We start from the raw sequence: 16,793 nt of genomic DNA, 5'->3' as shown, positions 1-16,793 counted from the left end.
TGCCCCGGGGCATGGGCGTCACGTCGCAGATGGGCGGGGGATACAGGAAAACAAGGGGTTTGGGAAGTGGTTTGCAGGCCCAGGTCCGGCTCGCCCCGGCCTATTCGGCGGCGATGGCCGGGCCGCAGGCATCGGGCCGCAGCCGCGCCAGCCGCGCGACGATCCGGGCGAAGCGCGCGGCAAAGACGTCGAAATCGGCGCGCGGCTCGATCAGGCGTTCGTCCATGTAAAGCGAGCGGTCCAGTTCCAGTTGGACGACGTGGACGTTGCGCGCCGGACGCCCATAGGCCGCGGTGATATAGGCGCCTGAAAACGGCGAGTTGCGGCGCAGGCGAAAGCCCTCGGCAGCGACGGCATCGGCCACGGCGGCACTGATCCGGGGCGATGCCGAGACGCCGTTGCGGTCACCCAGCACGAAATCGGGGCGCGGCCGGGGCAGGTGCGCCAGCGCGTCGCGCGGCATCGAATGCATGTCGATCAGGATCGCGCCGCCAAAGCGGTCGAGCGATTCGTCGATCAGCCCCGCCAGCGCCCGGTGATAGGGCGCCCAGAGCCGCGAGATGCGCAGGTCCGCCTCCTCTCGGGCGATGGGCCGATCGTGAATCGCCCGGCCCTGCGACACGACGCGGGGAATCACCCCCAGCCCCGCCATGATCCGCGGGCTCATCACCCGGGGCATGGCGCCCGAGACGACCAGCGGGTCCATCTCGTCCGCGCTGCGGTTCAGGTCGACCAGGCTGCGCGGGACCAGCGAATTCAGCACAACCGCCCCGTGGTTCAGCGCGGGTTCGATCAGCCGGTCCACGAAGGCGTCCTCGGACGAGCGCAGGTGGCGCGCCTCCAGCCGCGATTCCGCCAGGAACCATTCGGGATAGCAGCGCCCCGAATGGGGCGAGGCGAAGATGACCCCGCCCAGCCATTCGGCCGGGCGCCGGAGGTCGAAGCTGCGCTCTTCCAGGTTCATGTGCGGTTTCCCAAGGAACGGACGGGGCTTGGCTGGGCGGGAATGCCGGGCTGGACAGCATGGTTATAGCCCAAGTTCGGCCGCGGCCAATATGGATTGAAAAGGACTTGAAACCCCTTGCGACGGTCTATATAGAGCCGCAGACCAAGGTGAGATGGCGGCGCAAGCCGACAGAATCGCCGGTTTGGGGGCGGTTAGCTCAGCGGTAGAGCACTACGTTGACATCGTAGTGGCCACTGGTTCGATCCCAGTACCGCCCACCATTCATTCGCGCCCCCGGGCATTGACCGGGGGTATTTCGTTTTCAAGGCGCGACCACAGCGATGCGCCGCGATAGGAGAAGACCGATGAAGGTTCGCAATTCGCTCCGCTCGCTCAAGAGCCGCCACCGCGATTGCCAGGTTGTGCGCCGCAAGGGCCGCATCTACATCATCAACAAGACCAACCCGCGCTTCAAGGCCCGCCAGGGCTGAGCAGCCGGACACCGGACAGGAACGCCCGCCGCGGAAGGCCCTGCGGCGGGCGTTTCGTCATCGGACATGGCCCTGATCGGCGGCCCGGCGTTCCGGTCGCGGCACGGCCGGACCGGGGGCCGACTGCCCCCGGACCCCCGTGGATATTTGGGCAAGAAAGAATTTCAGAAGCGCGACAGGACCAGCCCGCCGCCGACCATCAGCGCCGCAAGCAGCCGCGGCACCGAGATGTCGCGCACCGGCAGGCCGAAGGCGCCGATCCGGTCAAGGACGATGGCCGCGACGATCTGGCCCAGAGCCACGGCGCAGATCGCGGTGAAGGTGCCCAGCCGCGGCAGCGACCAGACCATCGCCCAGACATAGAAGGCCCCCAGGAACCCGCCGAGCCACAGCTGCGGCTCGGCGCCGAGGGCCCGGCCAAAGGACCGGCCTTGCCCCAGCGCCAGGGCGACCCCGGCGAGAATCGTGAAGCCCACTCCGAACGAGATCGCCGCCGCCACGATGGGGCTTTCGACGCGCCGGGCGAGGCCCGCGTTGATCGGGGCCTGGACCGCGATGCAGACACCGCCGAGCGCGATCAGGATGGCGGCAAGAAGGGTCATGGGCATTGGCGGGCTTTGGCTTGGATGCGGAAGGACCAGATTGCGCCGGGGCGGGGGCGGGCGCAATCCCTTGGCAGGGCTTTCCGGGTTGCCCCTGCCGGCCCCATGGCTATCCTGCCCCGAAATGGCATACCAGAATGGGAGGGCATGGGCCGCATGGAGCCGACCGTGCATCTGCAATCCGTCGACATCAGTTTCGCCGTGCCCGGCCGACCGCCCTTTCACGCTGTCCGGGGCGCCGAGCTGCAGGTCGCGCCTGGCGAGTTCGTTTCGATCGTCGGGCCCACGGGCTGCGGCAAGTCCACGCTGCTGAATGCAGCCGCGGGGCTTTTGACGCCGGCCGCCGGGCAGGTCGTGATCGAGGGCCAGCCCTTGCAGGGCCTGAACCGCAAGGCGGGCTATCTGTTCCAGGCCGACGCGCTGATGCCCTGGAAGACCGCCGGCGACAATGTGGCCATCGGGCTGGAGGTCGCGGGCGTGCCCCGGCGCGAGGCCGTGGCCCGGGCGCACGACTGGCTGGTGCGCGTGGGCCTGCGCGGCTTTGCCGACCGCTATCCGCACATGCTGTCGGGTGGCCAGCGCAAGCGCGTCGCCCTGGCCCAGATGCTGATCCGCGATCCCGACATCCTGCTGATGGACGAGCCCTTCGGCCCGCTGGACGCCCAGACCCGGCTGATCATGCACGACCTGCTGCTGGCGCTGTGGTCGGAAAACCGCAAGGCGGTGATGTTCGTGACCCATGACCTCGAGGAAGCCATCGCCCTGTCGGACCGGGTGGTCATCATGTCGACCGGCCCCGGCGCGCGGATCATCGGCGATTTCCCGATTCCGCTGCCGCGGCCGCGCGACATGGCCGAGATCCGGCTGACGCCCGCCTTCCAGGACCTGCACCGCGACATCTGGCATCTGCTCAAGGAACAGGTCATGCGCACCTATGGCCATCAGCCGGGGGTGCCGGCATGAGCCGGGGCCTGCTGTTGCTGCTGCAAGTGGCGGTTGCGGTCGTCGCGATCCTGCTGTGGCACCTGTTCACCACGACATCGCTGGTGGGCGATCCGTCGCGGATGCAGTTCTTTTTCTCGACCCCGGGCGCCGTCGCGCGCCAGATCTGGGCCTGGTTCGCGGATGGCTCGATCTGGTATCACCTGTGGATCACCCTGACCGAGGCGGTGCTCGCCTTTGTGATCGGCGCGCTGGCCGCCGTCGTGCTGGGCTTCTGGTTCGCGCGCCGGCCGCGGCTGGCGGCGGTCTTCGACCCCTATGTCAAGGGCGCGAACGCCCTGCCCCGGGTGGTGCTGGCGCCGATCTTTACCCTGTGGTTCGGCCTGGGCATCTGGTCCAAGGTCGCGCTGGGGTTCACGCTGGTGTTCTTCATCGTGTTCTTCAACGTCTACCAGGGCGTGCGCGAGGTGAACCGGACCGTGCTGGAAAACGCCCGCATGCTGGGCATGTCGGAACGCCAGCTGCTGCGCCACGTCTATTTGCCCTCGGCGCTGAGCTGGGTGTTCTCGTCGCTGCATACCTCGATCGGCTTTGCGGTCGTCGGTGCGGTGGTGGGCGAATACCTGGGCTCGGCCGCGGGGCTTGGCTATCTGATCGCGCAGGCCGAAGGCATGTTCGACATCGCCGGCGTCTTTGCCGGCATGTTCGTGCTGTCGGCCTTTGTCCTGCTGATCGACGGGCTGGTCACGGTGATCGAGCGGCGGCTGCTGGTCTGGCGGCCCGCCCCCGACCGCCATTAGGATGCTTTGGGAGGAGAAACCATGAAAACGCGAAACCTGGTGCTGGCGGCTGTCCTGTCCCTGGCGGCCCTGCCCGCCGCAGCGGCCGAGCAGGTCAAGATCGCCATCGGGGGCGCAAGCTGCCTGTGCTATCTGCCGACGGTCCTGGCCGACCAGCTGGGACTTTTCGAAAAGCACGGCATCGACGCCGAGCTGATCGACTTCAAGGGCGGCTCGCAGGCGCTCAAGGCCGTGGTGGGGGGCTCGGCCGACGTGGTCTCGGGCTATTACGAACACACGATCAACCTGGCAGCCAAGAAGCAGCAGCTGTCGGCCTTTGTGGTCTATGACCGCTTTCCGGGCATCGTCGTCGTGGTCGCCCCGGACGAAACGCAGAACATCAAGTCCATCGCCGACCTGGCCGGCAAGACGGTGGGGGTGACGGCGCCCGGCTCGTCGACCGACTTCTTCCTGAAATACCTGCTGGGCAAGGCCGGAAAGGCGCCGAACTCGGCCTCGGTCGTGGGCATCGGGCTGGGGGCCACGGCGGTGGCGGCGCTGGAACAGGGCCAGGTCGATGCGGCGGTGACGCTGGATCCGGCGGTGACGGTGCTGAAGGCGCGCTTCCCTGACCTGGGCATCCTGGCCGACACCCGCAGCGAGGCCGATACCGAAAAGCTGTTCGGCAGCGACTATCCCGGCGGCGCGCTTTACACCATGCAGACCTGGATCGACGAACACCCCGAGGCGGTCAAGGGCATGGCCGCGGCCATGGTCGAGACGCTGGATTACATCCACAGCCATTCGCCCGAGGAGATCATGGCCCGGATGCCGCCCGGCATGGTCGGCGCCGACAAGGAGGCCTATCTGGCCGCGCTGACCGCCAGCATCCCGATGTATTCCGAAACCGGCCTGATGGATGCCAAAGGGGCCGAGACGGTCCACGCCGTCTTTGCCGCCGGCTCGCCCGAGGTCAAGGCCGCGAACGTGGACCTGTCCAAGACCTACACCAACGCCTTTGTCGAAGAGGCGCGCGCCGCGATGAAGGCGCAGTGACGGATCCCGCGGCGGGGCTTTCCCGCCGCGCCAACCCCCGAGGACATCATGGCCACCGTCTATATCCTGAACGGCCCGAACCTGAACCTGCTGGGCCAGCGCCAGCCCGAGATCTATGGCAGCACCACCCTGGCCGATGTCGAACGGGCCTGTGCCGACCTGGCTGGCGAACTGGGCTTCGAAACGCGGTTCTTCCAGTCGAACCACGAAGGCGTCATCGTCGACACGATTCACGAGGCCCGGCACCAGGCGGCGGCCATCGTCATCAATCCGGGCGCGCTGACCCATACCTCGGTCGCGATCCTGGATGCGCTGAACACCTTCGACAACCCGGTGATCGAGGTGCATATCTCGAACATCCACAAGCGCGAAAGCTTTCGCCATCATTCCTATGTCAGCCTGCGCGCCGAAGGGGTGATCGCGGGCCTGGGGACGAACGGCTACCTGATGGCGCTGCGCCACCTGGCGCCGCTGATCGGATCGCGCACCGCCTGACCCAGGAAAAATCCGCGCGCGCCGGGATGGCCCGGACGCGCGCGATGATCGCGGACCCGGCGGGACCGGGCCGCGACGAGGGGATGAAAGGACTTGACCAAAGACTGCGCTCAAAGCGGACCGGACGGGTGCCGGCGTGGTCTTGGTATCGCGCCTGTATGAACACCGTGTGAAACCGGCTAAAGAACGCCGCGCGCCGCCAGGGCGCGAAGCAGTTCGCCCGCGCCGGTGAACCGGATGGCGTCGATCCCCAGGGCGCGCGCGCCTTCGACATTGGCCGGCGAATCGTCGACAAAGATGCAGTCGCCCGCGTCCAGCCCATTGCGGTCCAGAAGCAGCCGATAGATCGCGGGCTCGGGCTTGAGCAGCCCGGCCTGACCCGAGACGACCACATCGCGAAAGACCCGGCCCAGCCGCGGATAGGCGTCAAGCGCCATCGGCCAGGTTTCCGCCGCCCAGTTGGTGATCGCGAACAGCGGGACCTGGCGCGCCAGCAGCAGGTCGATCACCTCCCATGCGCCGGGCACGGGCTTTTCGATGGTGACCGGGAAGGCCGCCAGATAGCCCTCCAGCGGGTCGGCAAGGCTGCCGTGGTCCGCCCGGGCGGCGGCAAGGCCATCGGCAAAGCTGCGCCCGCCATCCTGAACGCGGTTCCAGTCGTGAAAGGCGATCCGCTCCAGCCAAGCCTCGGCCGCCTCGCGGGTGTCGAAGACATCCGCGAAGGCCAGCGCAGGGTCCCATTGGATCAGGACCATGCCCAGGTCGAAGATCACGCTTTTGCGTGCCATCCGCGCGGCGCCGGTCAGCGCAAATCCTCTGGCAGCAGCCCTTGTGGGAAGTTCTGGTAGCTGACGGGTCTGAGGAACCTTCGGATCGAGAGGGTTCCGACGGAGGTTGCGCCGAAGTTGGTCGAGGCGGGATAGGGTCCGCCGTGGACCATGGCGTCGCAGACCTCGACGCCGGTCGGAAAGCCGTTGACCAGCACCCGGCCCGCCTTGCGCTCGAGGATCGGCAGCAGCGCCTGCGCCGCCGGCAGATCGGCGTCCTCCATGTGGATCGTCGCCGTCAGCTGGCCCTCGAAGCCCTTGGCAAGGCGCGTCATTTCGTCCATGTCGCGGACCCGCACCACCAGCCCCAGCGGCCCGAAGACCTCTTCGCCAAGCGCGTGGTCCTGCAGCCAGGCCTCGGCCGTGGTTTCATAAAGGTTCGGGCGCGCCAGGCGGCCCTCGCTTTGGGTCGACAGCACCGGGGTGACCGCGTTGCGGGCCTCGAATCGGGCCTGGCCCTCGCGATAGGCGGCCGCGATCCCCTCGGTCAGCATGACCTGCGGGCCGGTCTTTTCCAGCGCCGCGCGGGCCGATTGCGTAAACCTGTCGGCATTGTCGCCCTCCAGCACCACCGCGATGCCGGGGTTGGTGCAGAACTGCCCCGCCCCCATGGTCAGGCTGCCGGCCCAGCCGGCGCCCAGGGCGTCCGCCCGCGCGGCCAGCGCATGCTCCAGCAGGAACATCGGGTTGACCGAGCCGAGCTCGCCAAAGAACGGGATCGGCTCGGGGCGCGACGCGCACAGGTCGAACAGCGCCCGCCCCCCCGCGAGGCTGCCGGTGAAGCCCACCGCCTTGATCAACGGATTGGTCACCAGCGCCGTGCCGACATGGCGGTCGCCGCCCTGGATCAGCGAGAACACACCCGGATGAAGGCCCAATGACGTGATCGCCGCATGAACCGCCTCGGCCACGATCTCGCCGGTGCCGGGATGGGCGGAATGGCCCTTGACCACGACCGGGCAGCCGGCCGCGAGCGCCGCCGCCGTGTCGCCCCCGGCGGTCGAGAAGGCCAAGGGAAAGTTCGAGGCGCCGAACACCGCGACTGGGCCGATGGGCCGTTCCAGCAGGCGGATGTCGGGGCGCGGCAGCGGCTGGCGCTCGGGCAGCGCCGGGTCGTGCCGGCGGTCGAGGTAGTCGCCCTTGCGGATATGGGCCGCAAACAGCCGCAGCTGGCCCACGGTGCGGCCGCGCTCGCCCTGCAGCCGCGCCTCGGGCAGGCCGGTCTCCTGCGTGCCGATCTCGGTGATCGCCTCGGCGCGGGCCTCGATCTCGTCGGCGATGGCCTCGAGAAAGGCCGCGCGGCTTTCGCGGGTCGAATAGCCATAGGACCAGAAGGCCTCCTCGGCCGCCGCGCAGGCCTCTTCGACCAGCGCCGGCGTGCCCACGCTGAACCGGTGGACCGGGCCAGAGGCCGGCGCGCTCGCAAACGTCGTCTCGCCCGAAACCCAGGCGCCCGCAATCAGGTGACGACCGTGAGGGGTGAAAACCATCAAGAGTATCCTTTCCATCCTGGTGACCCTCTGCATGCCAGTTTGGTATACCAGAATCAAGCCTTGGCCCGTGGGCATCCCCCTTGCCCCATGCTAAGGACGGTTCACGCTATCGTTGGGGTGGGGGACGATGAAGATCACGGTCGCAGGTTTGGGTTACGTCGGCATGTCGCTGGCGGTCCTTTTGGCCAAGCACAACAAGGTCGTCGCTCTGGATATCGACGAAACCCGGGTCGGCCAGGTCAATCGCCGCCAGTCGCCCATCGAAGACACCGAGATCCGCGACTGGCTGACCCGGCAGGATCTGGACCTGTCGGCCACAACCGAGGCGGCCGATGCCATGACGGACGCGGCCTTCGTCATCGTCGCGACGCCCACGAACTATGACCCGCGGACGAATCATTTCGACACCTCCAGCGTCGAAGCGGTGATCGCCCAGGCCCGCCGGCACGCCCCCGACGCCACCGTCGTCGTCAAGTCCACCGTCCCGGTGGGTTTCGTCGCCCGGATGCGTGCGCAGCACGGTTCCGACGGCATCCTGTTCTCGCCCGAGTTCCTGCGCGAGGGCCGCGCGCTTTACGACAACCTGCATCCCTCGCGCATCGTGGTGGGCGATCACGGCCCGGCCGCGCGTCGGTTCGCCGATCTGCTGGTCCAGGGGGCCATCCGCAAGGACATGCCGGTGCTGTTCACCGGCGCCGTCGAGGCCGAGGCGATCAAGCTGTTTTCCAACACCTACCTCGCGCTGCGCGTGGCCTATTTCAACGAGTTGGACAGCTATGCCCTGTCTCGCGGCCTGAACACCCGCGAGATCATCGAGGGCGTCTGCCTGGACCCAAGGATCGGGGCGAATTACAACAATCCCAGCTTCGGCTATGGCGGCTATTGCCTGCCCAAGGACACCAAGCAGCTGCTGGCGAATTACGACCAGGTGCCGCAGAACCTGATCGCCGCCGTGGTAGAGAGCAACCGCACCCGCAAGGACTTCGTGGCCGACCAGATCATCGCCCGCCAGCCCCGTGTGGTGGGGGTCTATCGGCTGGTGATGAAGGCCGGTTCGGACAATTTCCGCGACAGCTCGATCCAGGGCATCATGAAGCGGATCAAGGCCAAGGGCATCCCCTGCATCGTCTATGAACCCGCCCTGCCGCAGGACCAGTTCTTCAACAGCCCGGTCGTGCGCGATCTCGACGCTTTCAAGGCGCAGGCCGACCTGATCATCTCGAACCGCCAGCACCCGGACCTGGCCGACGTCGCGGACAAGGTCTATACCCGCGACCTGTTCGGCGTGGACTAGCGCCCCCCTTGCCTCGCCCCCCCTTGCCTCGATCGCCCCGGCGGTCTAGGGTGTCACGGAATTTCTACACTTGGGGAGCCCCGCAACGGGGCTGAGAGGTGCCGGGCACCGACCCATCGAACCTGATCCGGGTCATGCCGGCGTAGGGAAGGGTAGAGCGTCGGGGCCAAGGCCGAATGACGCCCATATCCCCCCATGCGCCCCAGGCCCGCAACGAAAGGCGGGGCCATGTCCCATCCGATTGCACTGACCATCGCCGGCTCGGACAGCGGCGGCGGCGCGGGCATCCAGGCGGATCTCAAGACGTTTTCCGCACTGCGGGTCTATGGCGCCTCGGTGATCACCGCGATCACGGCGCAGAACACCCGCGCCGTCGCGGCGGTGGAAGCCGTCAGCCCCGCCATGATCGGCGCGCAGCTGGACGCGGTCTTTGGCGACCTGGACATCCGCGCGGTCAAGATCGGCATGGTCGGCGGCCCCGAGGCCATTGCCGTCGTGGCCGAGCGGCTGGCGGCCTTCCTGGCGAACGACCCGGTGCCCGTCGTGCTGGATCCGGTGATGGTCGCGAAATCCGGCGACCCGCTGCTGCCCGCCGATGCCGTCGCCAGCCTGCGCGACCGGCTGCTGCCCCTGGCGACCGTGCTGACGCCGAACCTGCCCGAGGCGGCGCGGCTGCTGGGCCTTGCCCCCGCCGCGACGCCGAACGCGGTGGCCGACCAGGGCCGCGCGCTGCTGGCCCTGGGGCCCGCCCATGTGCTGATGAAGGGCGGCCATGCCGCGGGCGAGACCTGCACCGACCTGCTGCTGGGTCCCGAACCCCTGACCCTGTCGGCGCCGCGCCAGACCACGCGGAACACGCATGGCACGGGCTGTTCGATGTCCTCGGCCATCGCGGCGGGGCTGGCCCGGGGCATGACGATGCCTGACGCGGTGCGCGCGGCCCATGGCTGGCTGCAAGGCGCCATCGCCGCCGCCGATACGCTGTCGGTCGGCCTGGGCCACGGCCCGGTGCATCATTTCCACGCCATCTGGGGGCAGGCATGACCGAGATCACCATCCTGGGCGCCGGGGTCATGGGCCTGTGCATCGCGACGGAACTGGCCGGGCGCGGCGTGATCGCCCGCATCATCGACCCGGCCGGCAAGCCCGGATCGCACGCGTGCAGCTGGCGCGCCGGCGGCATGCTGGCCCCCTGGTGCGAGGCGGAAAGCGCCGAGCCGGTGGTCGTGCGCCTGGGCGCGGGTGCCGCCGACTGGTGGGAAAGCCACGGCGCCGAGGTGACGCGGCGCGGCACGCTGGTCCTTGCCCCGTCGCGCGACCGTGCCGACCTTGACCGCTTTGCCCGGATGACGCAGGCGCATCGCCCCCTGGACGCCGAGGCCATCGCCGCCCTGGAGCCCGAATTGCAGGGCCGTTTCCCGCGCGGGCTGTTCTTCGAAGCCGAGGCGCATCTGAACCCCCGCGCCGCGCTGCTGGCGCTGCGCGACGGGCTGGCCGGCCGTGGCCTGACGATCGAGACCGAGGGCGAGCCGTCCGGCCTGACCGTCGATGCCCGTGGCCTGGCCGCCCGCGACACGCTTTCGGACCTGCGCGGCGTCCGAGGCGAGATGCTGGTGATCCGCTGCCCCGAGGTGGCCCTGACCCGCACCGTCCGTCTGCTGCATCCGCGCATTCCGCTGTATGTCGTGCCGCGCGGCGATGGCGTCTACATGATCGGCGCCACCATGCTGGAGTCCGGCGGCAAGCATCGCGTCACCGCCCGGTCCGCGGTCGAGATGCTCAGCGCCGCCTATGCCCTGCACCCGGGCTTTGCCGAGGCCGAGATCCTGGAGCTGGGCGCCGATGCCCGCCCGGCCTTTCCCGACAACCTGCCCCGCCTGCGCCGGCGGGGGAACACGCTGTTCGCAAACGGCCTTTACCGCCACGGCTATCTGCTGGCCCCCGCCGTGGCGCGCATGGCCGCCGACTATCTGCTTGATGGCCAGACACCGGAGTTCATGGATGAAGATCACCCTTAACGGAGAGACGCGCGACCTGTCCGGCCCGACCGTGCAGGACGCGCTGGTCGAGATCGGACTGGGCGCGGCCAAGGTCGCGACCGCGCTCAACGGAAACTTCCTGCCCGCCGCCAGCCGTGCCGCGACCGCCCTGAAGGCGGGCGACGCGCTGGAGGTCGTGGCGCCCATGCAGGGGGGCTGACATGCCCGAATTCTATGGAACCCGCGTCGACAGCCCGCTGATGCTTGGGACGGCGCAATACCCCTCGCCCGCCATCCTGGAGCAGGCGTTCCGCGCGTCCGGCGCGGGCATCGCCACGGTCAGCCTGCGCCGCGAAGGCGGGGCGGGCCAGGACTTTCACCGCCTGATCGGCGGCCTGGGCGTGCCGGTCCTGCCCAACACCGCCGGCTGCCATTCCGTGCGCGAGGCGGTGACGACGGCGCAGATGGCGCGCGAACTGTTCGGCACGCTCTGGATCAAGCTGGAAATCATCCGCGACGACGACACGCTGTGCCCCGACGTGATCGCCCTGGTCGAGGCGGCGGGCATCCTGTCCCGGGACGGCTTCCAGGTCTTTCCCTATTGCACCGAGGACCTGTCGGTCTGCGGCCGGCTGCTGGACGCGGGCTGCGAGGTGCTGATGCCCTGGGGCGCCCCCATCGGCTCGGGGCGCGGGCTGAACAACGCCTACGGGCTGCGCAGCCTGCGGGCGCATTTCCCCAGGGTGCCCCTGGTGGTGGACGCGGGCATCGGCCTGCCCAGCCACGCCGCTCAGGCGATGGAGCTGGGCTATGACGCGGTCCTGCTGAACACCGCCGTCGCCAAGGCGGGCGACCCGGTCGCCATGGCCCGCGCCATGGCCTTGGCGATCGAGGCCGGGAAGCTGGCCCATGACGCAACCCCGATCGAGGCGCGCGACATGGCCGCGCCCTCGACCCCGGTTCTTGGCATGGCGGTGCTGGCATGACGCTGCCGCGCTTCTATCCGATCTTCGACAGCGCCGACTGGCTGCGCCGCGCCCTGCCCCTGGGCGTGAAGCTGGTGCAGATCCGCATCAAGGACCAGCCCGCCCCGCAGTTGCTGGGGGAACTGGCACTGGCGCAGGAACTGTGCCGCGAGCATGGCGCCACGCTGGTCGTCAACGACCACTGGCAGGCGGCCCTCGACCTAGGCTGCGACTTCATCCACCTGGGACAGGAAGATCTGGACACGGCCGACCTTGCCGCCATCCGCCGCGCCGGGATGCGGCTGGGCATCTCGACCCACGACCACGCGGAACTGGACCGCGCCCTGGCGCTGGCGCCGGACTATGTGGCGCTGGGTCCGGTCTGGCCGACGATCCTGAAGAAGATGAAATGGGAACAGCAAGGTCTGGAGCGCGTCGGCGAATGGCGCCGCCTGGTCGGCGCGATCCCCCTGGTCGCCATCGGCGGGCTGACGCCCGAGCGCGCGCGCGCGGCCTTCGCCGCCGGCGCGGACGTCGCCTCGGCCGTGACCGACATCACGCTCAACCCCGATCCCGAGGGCCGCATCCGCGCCTGGCTGGAGGTCACGGCATGAACCGCTATGCCCGCCAGATGGTGCTGCCCGAGGTCGGCGCCGAAGGCCAGGCCCGGATCGAGGCCGCGCATGTGCTGGTCGTGGGCGCCGGCGGGCTGGGCGTGCCGGCACTGCAATATCTGGCCGGCGCGGGGGTGGGCCACATCACCGTGGTCGATCCCGACACCGTGGCGGAAACCAACCTGCACCGCCAGCCGCTGTATCTGGAAACCCAGATCGGCCTGCCCAAGGCGATCGCCGTGCGCATCGCGCTGACCCGGCGCAATCCGGCGGTGCGCGTCCAGGCGGTACTGGACTGGCTGACCCCGGCCAATGCACCCGCCCTGATCGAGGCGGCCGACCTGGTGCTGGACTGCGCCGACAGCTATGCCGTCAGCTATACGCTGTCGGACTGCTGCCTCGACCTGGGCAGGCCGCTGATCTCGGCCTCGGCGCTGGGGCTTTCGGGCTATGCCGGCGGGTTTTGCGGCAACGACCGCCACGGCCGCGCGCCAAGCCTGCGCGCGCTGTTTCCCGATCCGCCCGACAGCGCGCAGACCTGCGCCAGCGCGGGCGTCCTGGGCCCGGTCGTGGGCATGCTCGGCTGCCTTCAGGCGCAGATGGCGCTGTCGGTGATCCTGGGGCTGCAACCCTCGCCCCTGGGCCAGCTGACGCGCCTTGATGCGGGCCGCCTGACCCAGTTCCGGTTCGACGGCGCGCCCGAGGCGGCGGGCCCGCGCTTCATCGCCGCAAGCGACATCCGCGCGGACGATCTTGTCGTCGACCTGCGCCCAAAGGACGAGGCGCCGCAGAAGGCCACGCTCGACGCCCTGCGCGATCCGGGCTATGGCCCGGCCGGTCCCCTGCCCGCCCCGGGCCAGCGCCTCGTGCTGGCCTGCCGCTCCGGCTTGCGGTCCTGGCGCGCCGCCGATGCCCTGTCCCGCCGCTGGGACGGCGAAATCACCCTTCTGGCTTTGGGAGACCCCTCATGAGACATTTCACGCTGGCTGCCGCGCTGGCCCTGCTGGCCCAGCCCGCGCTGGCCGCCGACAAGGTCACGCTGATCCTGGACTGGTTCGTGAACCCCGACCATGCCCCGATCATCGTGGCGCAGGAGAAGGGTTTCTTCGCCGACGAAGGGCTCGAGGTCGAGGTCGTCGCCCCGGCCGACCCCGCCGACCCGCCGAAGCTGGTCGCCGCGGGCCGCGCCGACTATGCCATCACCTATCAGCCGCAGTTGCACCTGCAGGTGCACGAAGGATTGCCGCTGAAGCGCGTAGGCACCCTGATCGCCACGCCGCTGAACTGCCTGATGGTCAGGGCCGACGGGCCGCAGACCATCGCCGATCTCAGGGGCAAGAAGATCGGCTATTCGGTCTCCGGCGTCGAGGAGGCGCTGGTCGGCGCCATCCTCAAGACGGCGGACCTGACGCTGGACGATGTCGAGATGGTCAACGTCAACTGGTCGCTGTCGCCCGCCCTGATCGCCGGCCAGGTGGACGCGACCATCGGCGCCTATCGCAATTTCGAGCTGACCCAGATGCGGCTGGAAGGCGCCGAGGGACGCTGTTTCTTCATCGAGGAACAGGGGGTCCCGACCTATGACGAGCTGATCTTTGTCGCCAATCCCCAGCGCATGGACCCCGACCGCACCCGCCGCCTGCTGCATGCCGTCGAACGCGGCGCGCAATACATGGTGAACCATCCCGACGAGGCATGGACGCTGTTTTCGGGCACCGCCCCCGACCTTCGGGACGAGCTGAACGCCCAGGCGTGGAAGGACACCGTGCCGCGCTTTTCGCAAAGCCCGGCGGCGCTGGACCACGGCCGCTACGCCCGCTTCGAACGGTTCCTGCACGACGCCGGGCTGGTCGACAGCGTGCTGCCGGTGTCCGAACTGGCGCTGGACGTGGGTGTGGAATGAGCTATGGCCGCACATTCGCGCTGTGGCGCGCGGCGGCCCCCGACTGGGACGCCTATACGCACCATGCCTTCGTCCAGGCCCTGGGCGACGGCAGCCTGCCGCGCGCGGCCTTCCTGACCTATCTGGTGCAGGATTACCTGTTCCTGATCCAGTTCTCGCGCGCCTGGGCGCTGGCGGTGGTCAAGGCTGGCGATCTGCAGGAAATGCGGGCCTGCTCAGCCACCGTCCACGCGCTTCTGGACCAGGAAATGGCGCTGCATGTCCAGACCTGCGCCGCGGCCGGGATCGACACGGCCGCGATGCTGGCCACGCCCGAGGCCGTGGGCAACATGGCCTATACCCGCTACGTGCTCGAGGCGGGCTATTCCGGCGATTTCCTGGACCTGCTGGCGGCGCTGATGCCCTGCGTGCTGGGCTATGGCGAAATCGGCGCCCGGCTGGGCCGCGAAGGGGCGCCCGATACCCCCTATCGCGACTGGATCGACACTTACGCGGGCGACGACTACCAGCAGACCTGCCGCGCCGCGGGCGCCCTGCTGGACGACGCTGTCCGCAAACGGCTGGGCGACGCGCCGCAATCCAGCCCCCGCTGGGCGGCGCTGGTCCACCATTTCGCTACGGCCACCCGGCTCGAGGTCGGGTTCTGGGATCTGGGGACGGCATGACGGCGCGGGTGCGCGGCCAGGCCTGGGTCGGCGACCAGCCGCTGTTCGCGCCGCTCGACCTGGATCTTGGGGCCGGGGACTGGACCTGCCTGCTTGGGCCCTCGGGCGTCGGCAAGTCCACGATCCTGCGGCTGCTGGCCGGGCTGGACACCGGGGCGCGGTTCCAGGGCGAGGTGACGCGCGATCAGCCCGTGGCGCTGATGGCGCAGGACCCTGGGCTGATCCCCTGGCTGGACGTGTCCGGCAACGTCACCCTGGGCGCACGGCTGCGTGGCACGCTCCAGGCTTCTTTCGTGCCGAAATATCCCGGGGGGCGCGAGGCCGATCCCATCGAGGGGTCGGCCTCGCGGGGGGCAGAGCCCCCCAGCGACCCAACCACTCGCGCCGCGCATCTGATCGAGGCTGTGGGGCTGGCCGACCGCGCCCATCACCTGCCGGCCCATCTGTCGGGCGGCCAGCGCCAGCGCGTGGCCCTGGCCCGCACCCTGTTCGAGGACCGGCCGCTGGTCCTGCTGGACGAACCCTTCTCGGCGCTCGACGCGCGCACGCGGGCACAGATGCAGGACCTGGCGGCGCGCTTGCTGCGCGACCGCACCGTGTTGCTCGTCACCCACGACCCGGCCGAGGCCGCGCGCCTGGGCGACCGCATTCTGCTGCTTGGCGAAACCGGGCTGACGGAATGGCCGGTCCCCGGGTCGCGCCCACCCGGCGCCGCCCGGCCCTATGACGCGCCCGAGGTGCTGGCGCTGCAGGCCGACCTGATGCGGGGGATGATGGCATGAGGACCGTGCTTGCCCTGATCGCCACCGTGCTTTTGCTGTGGCAGGGCACGATCTGGCTGGCGGGGATGCCGCCCTTTCTGCTGCCCTCGCCCGGCGCGGTGGCGCAGGCCCTGTGGCTGAATCGGGCCGAGATCGCGACCCAGGCGGGCTTTACCCTGGCCGAGGTGATGCTGGGCTTTCTGCTCGGCTCGGCGCTGGGGGCGGCGCTGGCGGTGGCGATGGGGTTTTCCGACAGGCTGACGGGGGTGCTGCGGCCGATCCTGACCTTCAGCCAGACCATCCCGGTCTTTGCCCTGGCGCCCATCCTGACCCTGTGGCTGGGCTTCGGCATGGCGCCCAAGGTGGCGATGACGGTGCTGATCGTGTTCTTTCCGGTCGCCTCGGCCTTTCTGGACGGCCTGTCGCGGACACCGCAGGCGGCGCTGGACTTGGCGCAGGTGATGGGCGCCAGCCGCGTCCGCATCATGCGCCACCTGCGCATCCCCGCCGCACTGCCTGCGCTGGCGACCGGGCTGCGGCTGGCGGCGGTCTATGCCCCGATCGGCGCGGTCATCGGCGAATGGGTCGGGGGCGCGCGCGGCCTGGGCGCACTGATGATCCACGCGAACGGCCGGATGAAGACCGATCTCGTCTTTGCCGCCCTGCTGGTCCTGTCGCTGATGACCGTGATCTTTGCGCGCGCGGTGGCGCTGGCGTTGGCCCGCCTGTGGCGGCGCTATGGGGTCTAACAGGTTGCTGATTGAGGTGTGCGAACATGTTCTCGATCCGGTGACGCAGGCGATAGATGCTGGCGTCGTGCGGGATCGGGGCCTTGCGGCCGGTGCGGGAGGGGATGCACGGCGAAATGCCCCTCTCGATCAGCGCGTTGCGGAACCAGTCGGCGTCATGGCCCCGGTCTGCAAGCAACGCCCCGGCCGAGGGGATCGAGGACAGCAGCGCCCGCGCGCCGATGCAGTCGGA

20 protein-coding genes, 1 tRNA gene, 1 pseudogene and 1 riboswitch are annotated in these 16,793 nt (G+C 69.4%); of the genes and pseudogenes, 17 read left to right on the top strand and 5 right to left on the bottom strand.

Going from position 1 to position 16,793, the window contains the following annotated elements; translation table 11 throughout:
- Positions 1–100: 100 nt before the first annotated feature.
- A complete protein-coding gene (locus BU28_RS0108880) occupies positions 101–964 on the bottom strand; it encodes an N-formylglutamate amidohydrolase (protein ID WP_028719166.1) in 864 nt (287 codons plus the stop codon).
- Positions 965–1,152: 188 nt separating this feature from the next.
- Between BU28_RS0108880 and BU28_RS0108875 the strand changes: the two genes are divergently transcribed.
- Both BU28_RS0108875 and ykgO read left to right on the top strand, forming a co-directional pair.
- A tRNA-Val gene (locus BU28_RS0108875) sits at positions 1,153–1,227 on the top strand.
- An 84-nt stretch (positions 1,228–1,311) separates the two neighbouring features.
- Positions 1,312–1,437 (top strand): type B 50S ribosomal protein L36, encoded by a 126-nt coding sequence (gene ykgO / locus BU28_RS0108870; protein WP_024842876.1) that lies wholly within the window; start codon positions 1,312–1,314, stop codon positions 1,435–1,437.
- 164 nt (positions 1,438–1,601) lie between these two features.
- Here ykgO and BU28_RS0108865 read toward each other — a convergent pair whose 3' ends face one another.
- Positions 1,602–2,045: a DMT family transporter gene (locus BU28_RS0108865; RefSeq protein ID WP_028719165.1), complete on the bottom strand. Its 444-nt coding sequence runs from the start codon at positions 2,043–2,045 to the stop codon at positions 1,602–1,604.
- Between the two features lie 141 nt (positions 2,046–2,186).
- On the opposite strand from BU28_RS0108865, the gene BU28_RS0108860 reads away from it, so the two are divergent.
- Genes BU28_RS0108860 through aroQ form a run of 4 tightly spaced genes read left to right on the top strand, consistent with a single transcriptional unit; the run spans position 2,187 to position 5,311 of the window.
- Entirely contained in the window at positions 2,187–3,002 is an 816-nt protein-coding gene (locus tag BU28_RS0108860) for an ABC transporter ATP-binding protein (protein WP_233145031.1), read from the top strand.
- Positions 2,999–3,781 carry an ABC transporter permease gene (locus BU28_RS0108855; RefSeq protein WP_028719163.1) on the top strand — a complete coding sequence of 261 codons (783 nt, stop codon included), beginning with the start codon at positions 2,999–3,001 and terminating at the stop codon, positions 3,779–3,781. The genes BU28_RS0108860 and BU28_RS0108855 overlap by 4 nt, the downstream gene beginning before the upstream one ends.
- Before the next feature lie 21 nt (positions 3,782–3,802).
- Positions 3,803–4,816 carry an ABC transporter substrate-binding protein gene (locus tag BU28_RS0108850; protein WP_028719162.1) on the top strand — a complete coding sequence of 338 codons (1,014 nt, stop codon included), beginning with the start codon at positions 3,803–3,805 and terminating at the stop codon, positions 4,814–4,816.
- Positions 4,817–4,861: 45 nt separating this feature from the next.
- Positions 4,862–5,311, top strand: a complete 450-nt coding sequence (gene aroQ, locus BU28_RS0108845) for a type II 3-dehydroquinate dehydratase (RefSeq protein WP_162176556.1) — start codon at positions 4,862–4,864, stop codon at positions 5,309–5,311.
- Between the two features lie 179 nt (positions 5,312–5,490).
- Here the strand turns inward: aroQ and BU28_RS0108840 are convergent, their stop codons facing one another.
- Positions 5,491–6,099: an HAD family hydrolase gene (locus tag BU28_RS0108840; RefSeq protein ID WP_028719160.1), complete on the bottom strand. Its 609-nt coding sequence runs from the start codon at positions 6,097–6,099 to the stop codon at positions 5,491–5,493.
- 14 nt (positions 6,100–6,113) lie between these two features.
- The gene (locus tag BU28_RS0108835) at positions 6,114–7,628 is read right to left on the bottom strand and encodes an aldehyde dehydrogenase (NADP(+)) (protein ID WP_028719159.1); all 1,515 of its coding nucleotides are present in this window, start codon (positions 7,626–7,628) and stop codon (positions 6,114–6,116) included.
- 130 nt (positions 7,629–7,758) lie between these two features.
- Between BU28_RS0108835 and BU28_RS0108830 the strand changes: the two genes are divergently transcribed.
- The 11 genes from BU28_RS0108830 (at position 7,759) to BU28_RS0108780 (ending at position 16,561) form a co-directional block, all read left to right on the top strand.
- Complete coding sequence (locus BU28_RS0108830; protein ID WP_028719158.1) at positions 7,759–8,925, top strand: nucleotide sugar dehydrogenase; 1,167 nt, start codon at positions 7,759–7,761, stop codon at positions 8,923–8,925.
- 61 nt (positions 8,926–8,986) lie between these two features.
- Positions 8,987–9,091: riboswitch (TPP riboswitch) on the top strand.
- Positions 9,092–9,153: 62 nt separating this feature from the next.
- A complete protein-coding gene (thiD, locus tag BU28_RS0108825) occupies positions 9,154–9,969 on the top strand; it encodes a bifunctional hydroxymethylpyrimidine kinase/phosphomethylpyrimidine kinase (protein ID WP_036762474.1) in 816 nt (271 codons plus the stop codon).
- Complete coding sequence (locus tag BU28_RS0108820) at positions 9,966–10,943, top strand: FAD-dependent oxidoreductase (protein ID WP_028719156.1); 978 nt, start codon at positions 9,966–9,968, stop codon at positions 10,941–10,943. Before thiD ends, BU28_RS0108820 begins: the two co-directional genes overlap by 4 nt.
- Positions 10,927–11,124, top strand: a complete 198-nt coding sequence (gene thiS / locus BU28_RS0108815; RefSeq protein ID WP_028719155.1) for a sulfur carrier protein ThiS — start codon at positions 10,927–10,929, stop codon at positions 11,122–11,124. Before BU28_RS0108820 ends, thiS begins: the two co-directional genes overlap by 17 nt.
- Position 11,125: 1 nt before the next feature.
- Positions 11,126–11,890 (top strand): thiazole synthase, encoded by a 765-nt coding sequence (locus BU28_RS0108810; protein WP_028719154.1) that lies wholly within the window; start codon positions 11,126–11,128, stop codon positions 11,888–11,890.
- The gene (locus BU28_RS0108805) at positions 11,887–12,483 is read left to right on the top strand and encodes a thiamine phosphate synthase (RefSeq protein WP_028719153.1); all 597 of its coding nucleotides are present in this window, start codon (positions 11,887–11,889) and stop codon (positions 12,481–12,483) included. The genes BU28_RS0108810 and BU28_RS0108805 overlap by 4 nt, the downstream gene beginning before the upstream one ends.
- Entirely contained in the window at positions 12,480–13,454 is a 975-nt protein-coding gene (locus tag BU28_RS0108800; RefSeq protein WP_028719152.1) for a HesA/MoeB/ThiF family protein, read from the top strand. Before BU28_RS0108805 ends, BU28_RS0108800 begins: the two co-directional genes overlap by 4 nt.
- A complete protein-coding gene (locus BU28_RS0108795; RefSeq protein ID WP_028719151.1) occupies positions 13,451–14,386 on the top strand; it encodes an ABC transporter substrate-binding protein in 936 nt (311 codons plus the stop codon). The genes BU28_RS0108800 and BU28_RS0108795 overlap by 4 nt, the downstream gene beginning before the upstream one ends.
- Complete coding sequence (locus BU28_RS0108790; protein WP_028719150.1) at positions 14,383–15,051, top strand: TenA family protein; 669 nt, start codon at positions 14,383–14,385, stop codon at positions 15,049–15,051. Before BU28_RS0108795 ends, BU28_RS0108790 begins: the two co-directional genes overlap by 4 nt.
- Positions 15,048–15,833 carry an ABC transporter ATP-binding protein gene (locus BU28_RS0108785; RefSeq protein WP_028719149.1) on the top strand — a complete coding sequence of 262 codons (786 nt, stop codon included), beginning with the start codon at positions 15,048–15,050 and terminating at the stop codon, positions 15,831–15,833. Before BU28_RS0108790 ends, BU28_RS0108785 begins: the two co-directional genes overlap by 4 nt.
- Positions 15,830–16,561 (top strand): ABC transporter permease, encoded by a 732-nt coding sequence (locus BU28_RS0108780; RefSeq protein WP_028719148.1) that lies wholly within the window; start codon positions 15,830–15,832, stop codon positions 16,559–16,561. The genes BU28_RS0108785 and BU28_RS0108780 overlap by 4 nt, the downstream gene beginning before the upstream one ends.
- 13 nt (positions 16,562–16,574) lie before the next feature.
- On the opposite strand, the pseudogene BU28_RS26265 reads toward BU28_RS0108780, so the two are convergent.
- Positions 16,575–16,793: pseudogene (locus tag BU28_RS26265) on the bottom strand (IS5/IS1182 family transposase); the annotation flags it as partial.

This window comes from Paracoccus yeei ATCC BAA-599 (genome assembly GCF_000622145.1).
Lineage (GTDB): Bacteria > Pseudomonadota > Alphaproteobacteria > Rhodobacterales > Rhodobacteraceae > Paracoccus > Paracoccus yeei.
Note: the sequence above shows the minus strand (reverse complement) of the source record. Positions and strands in the feature narration are given on the sequence as shown.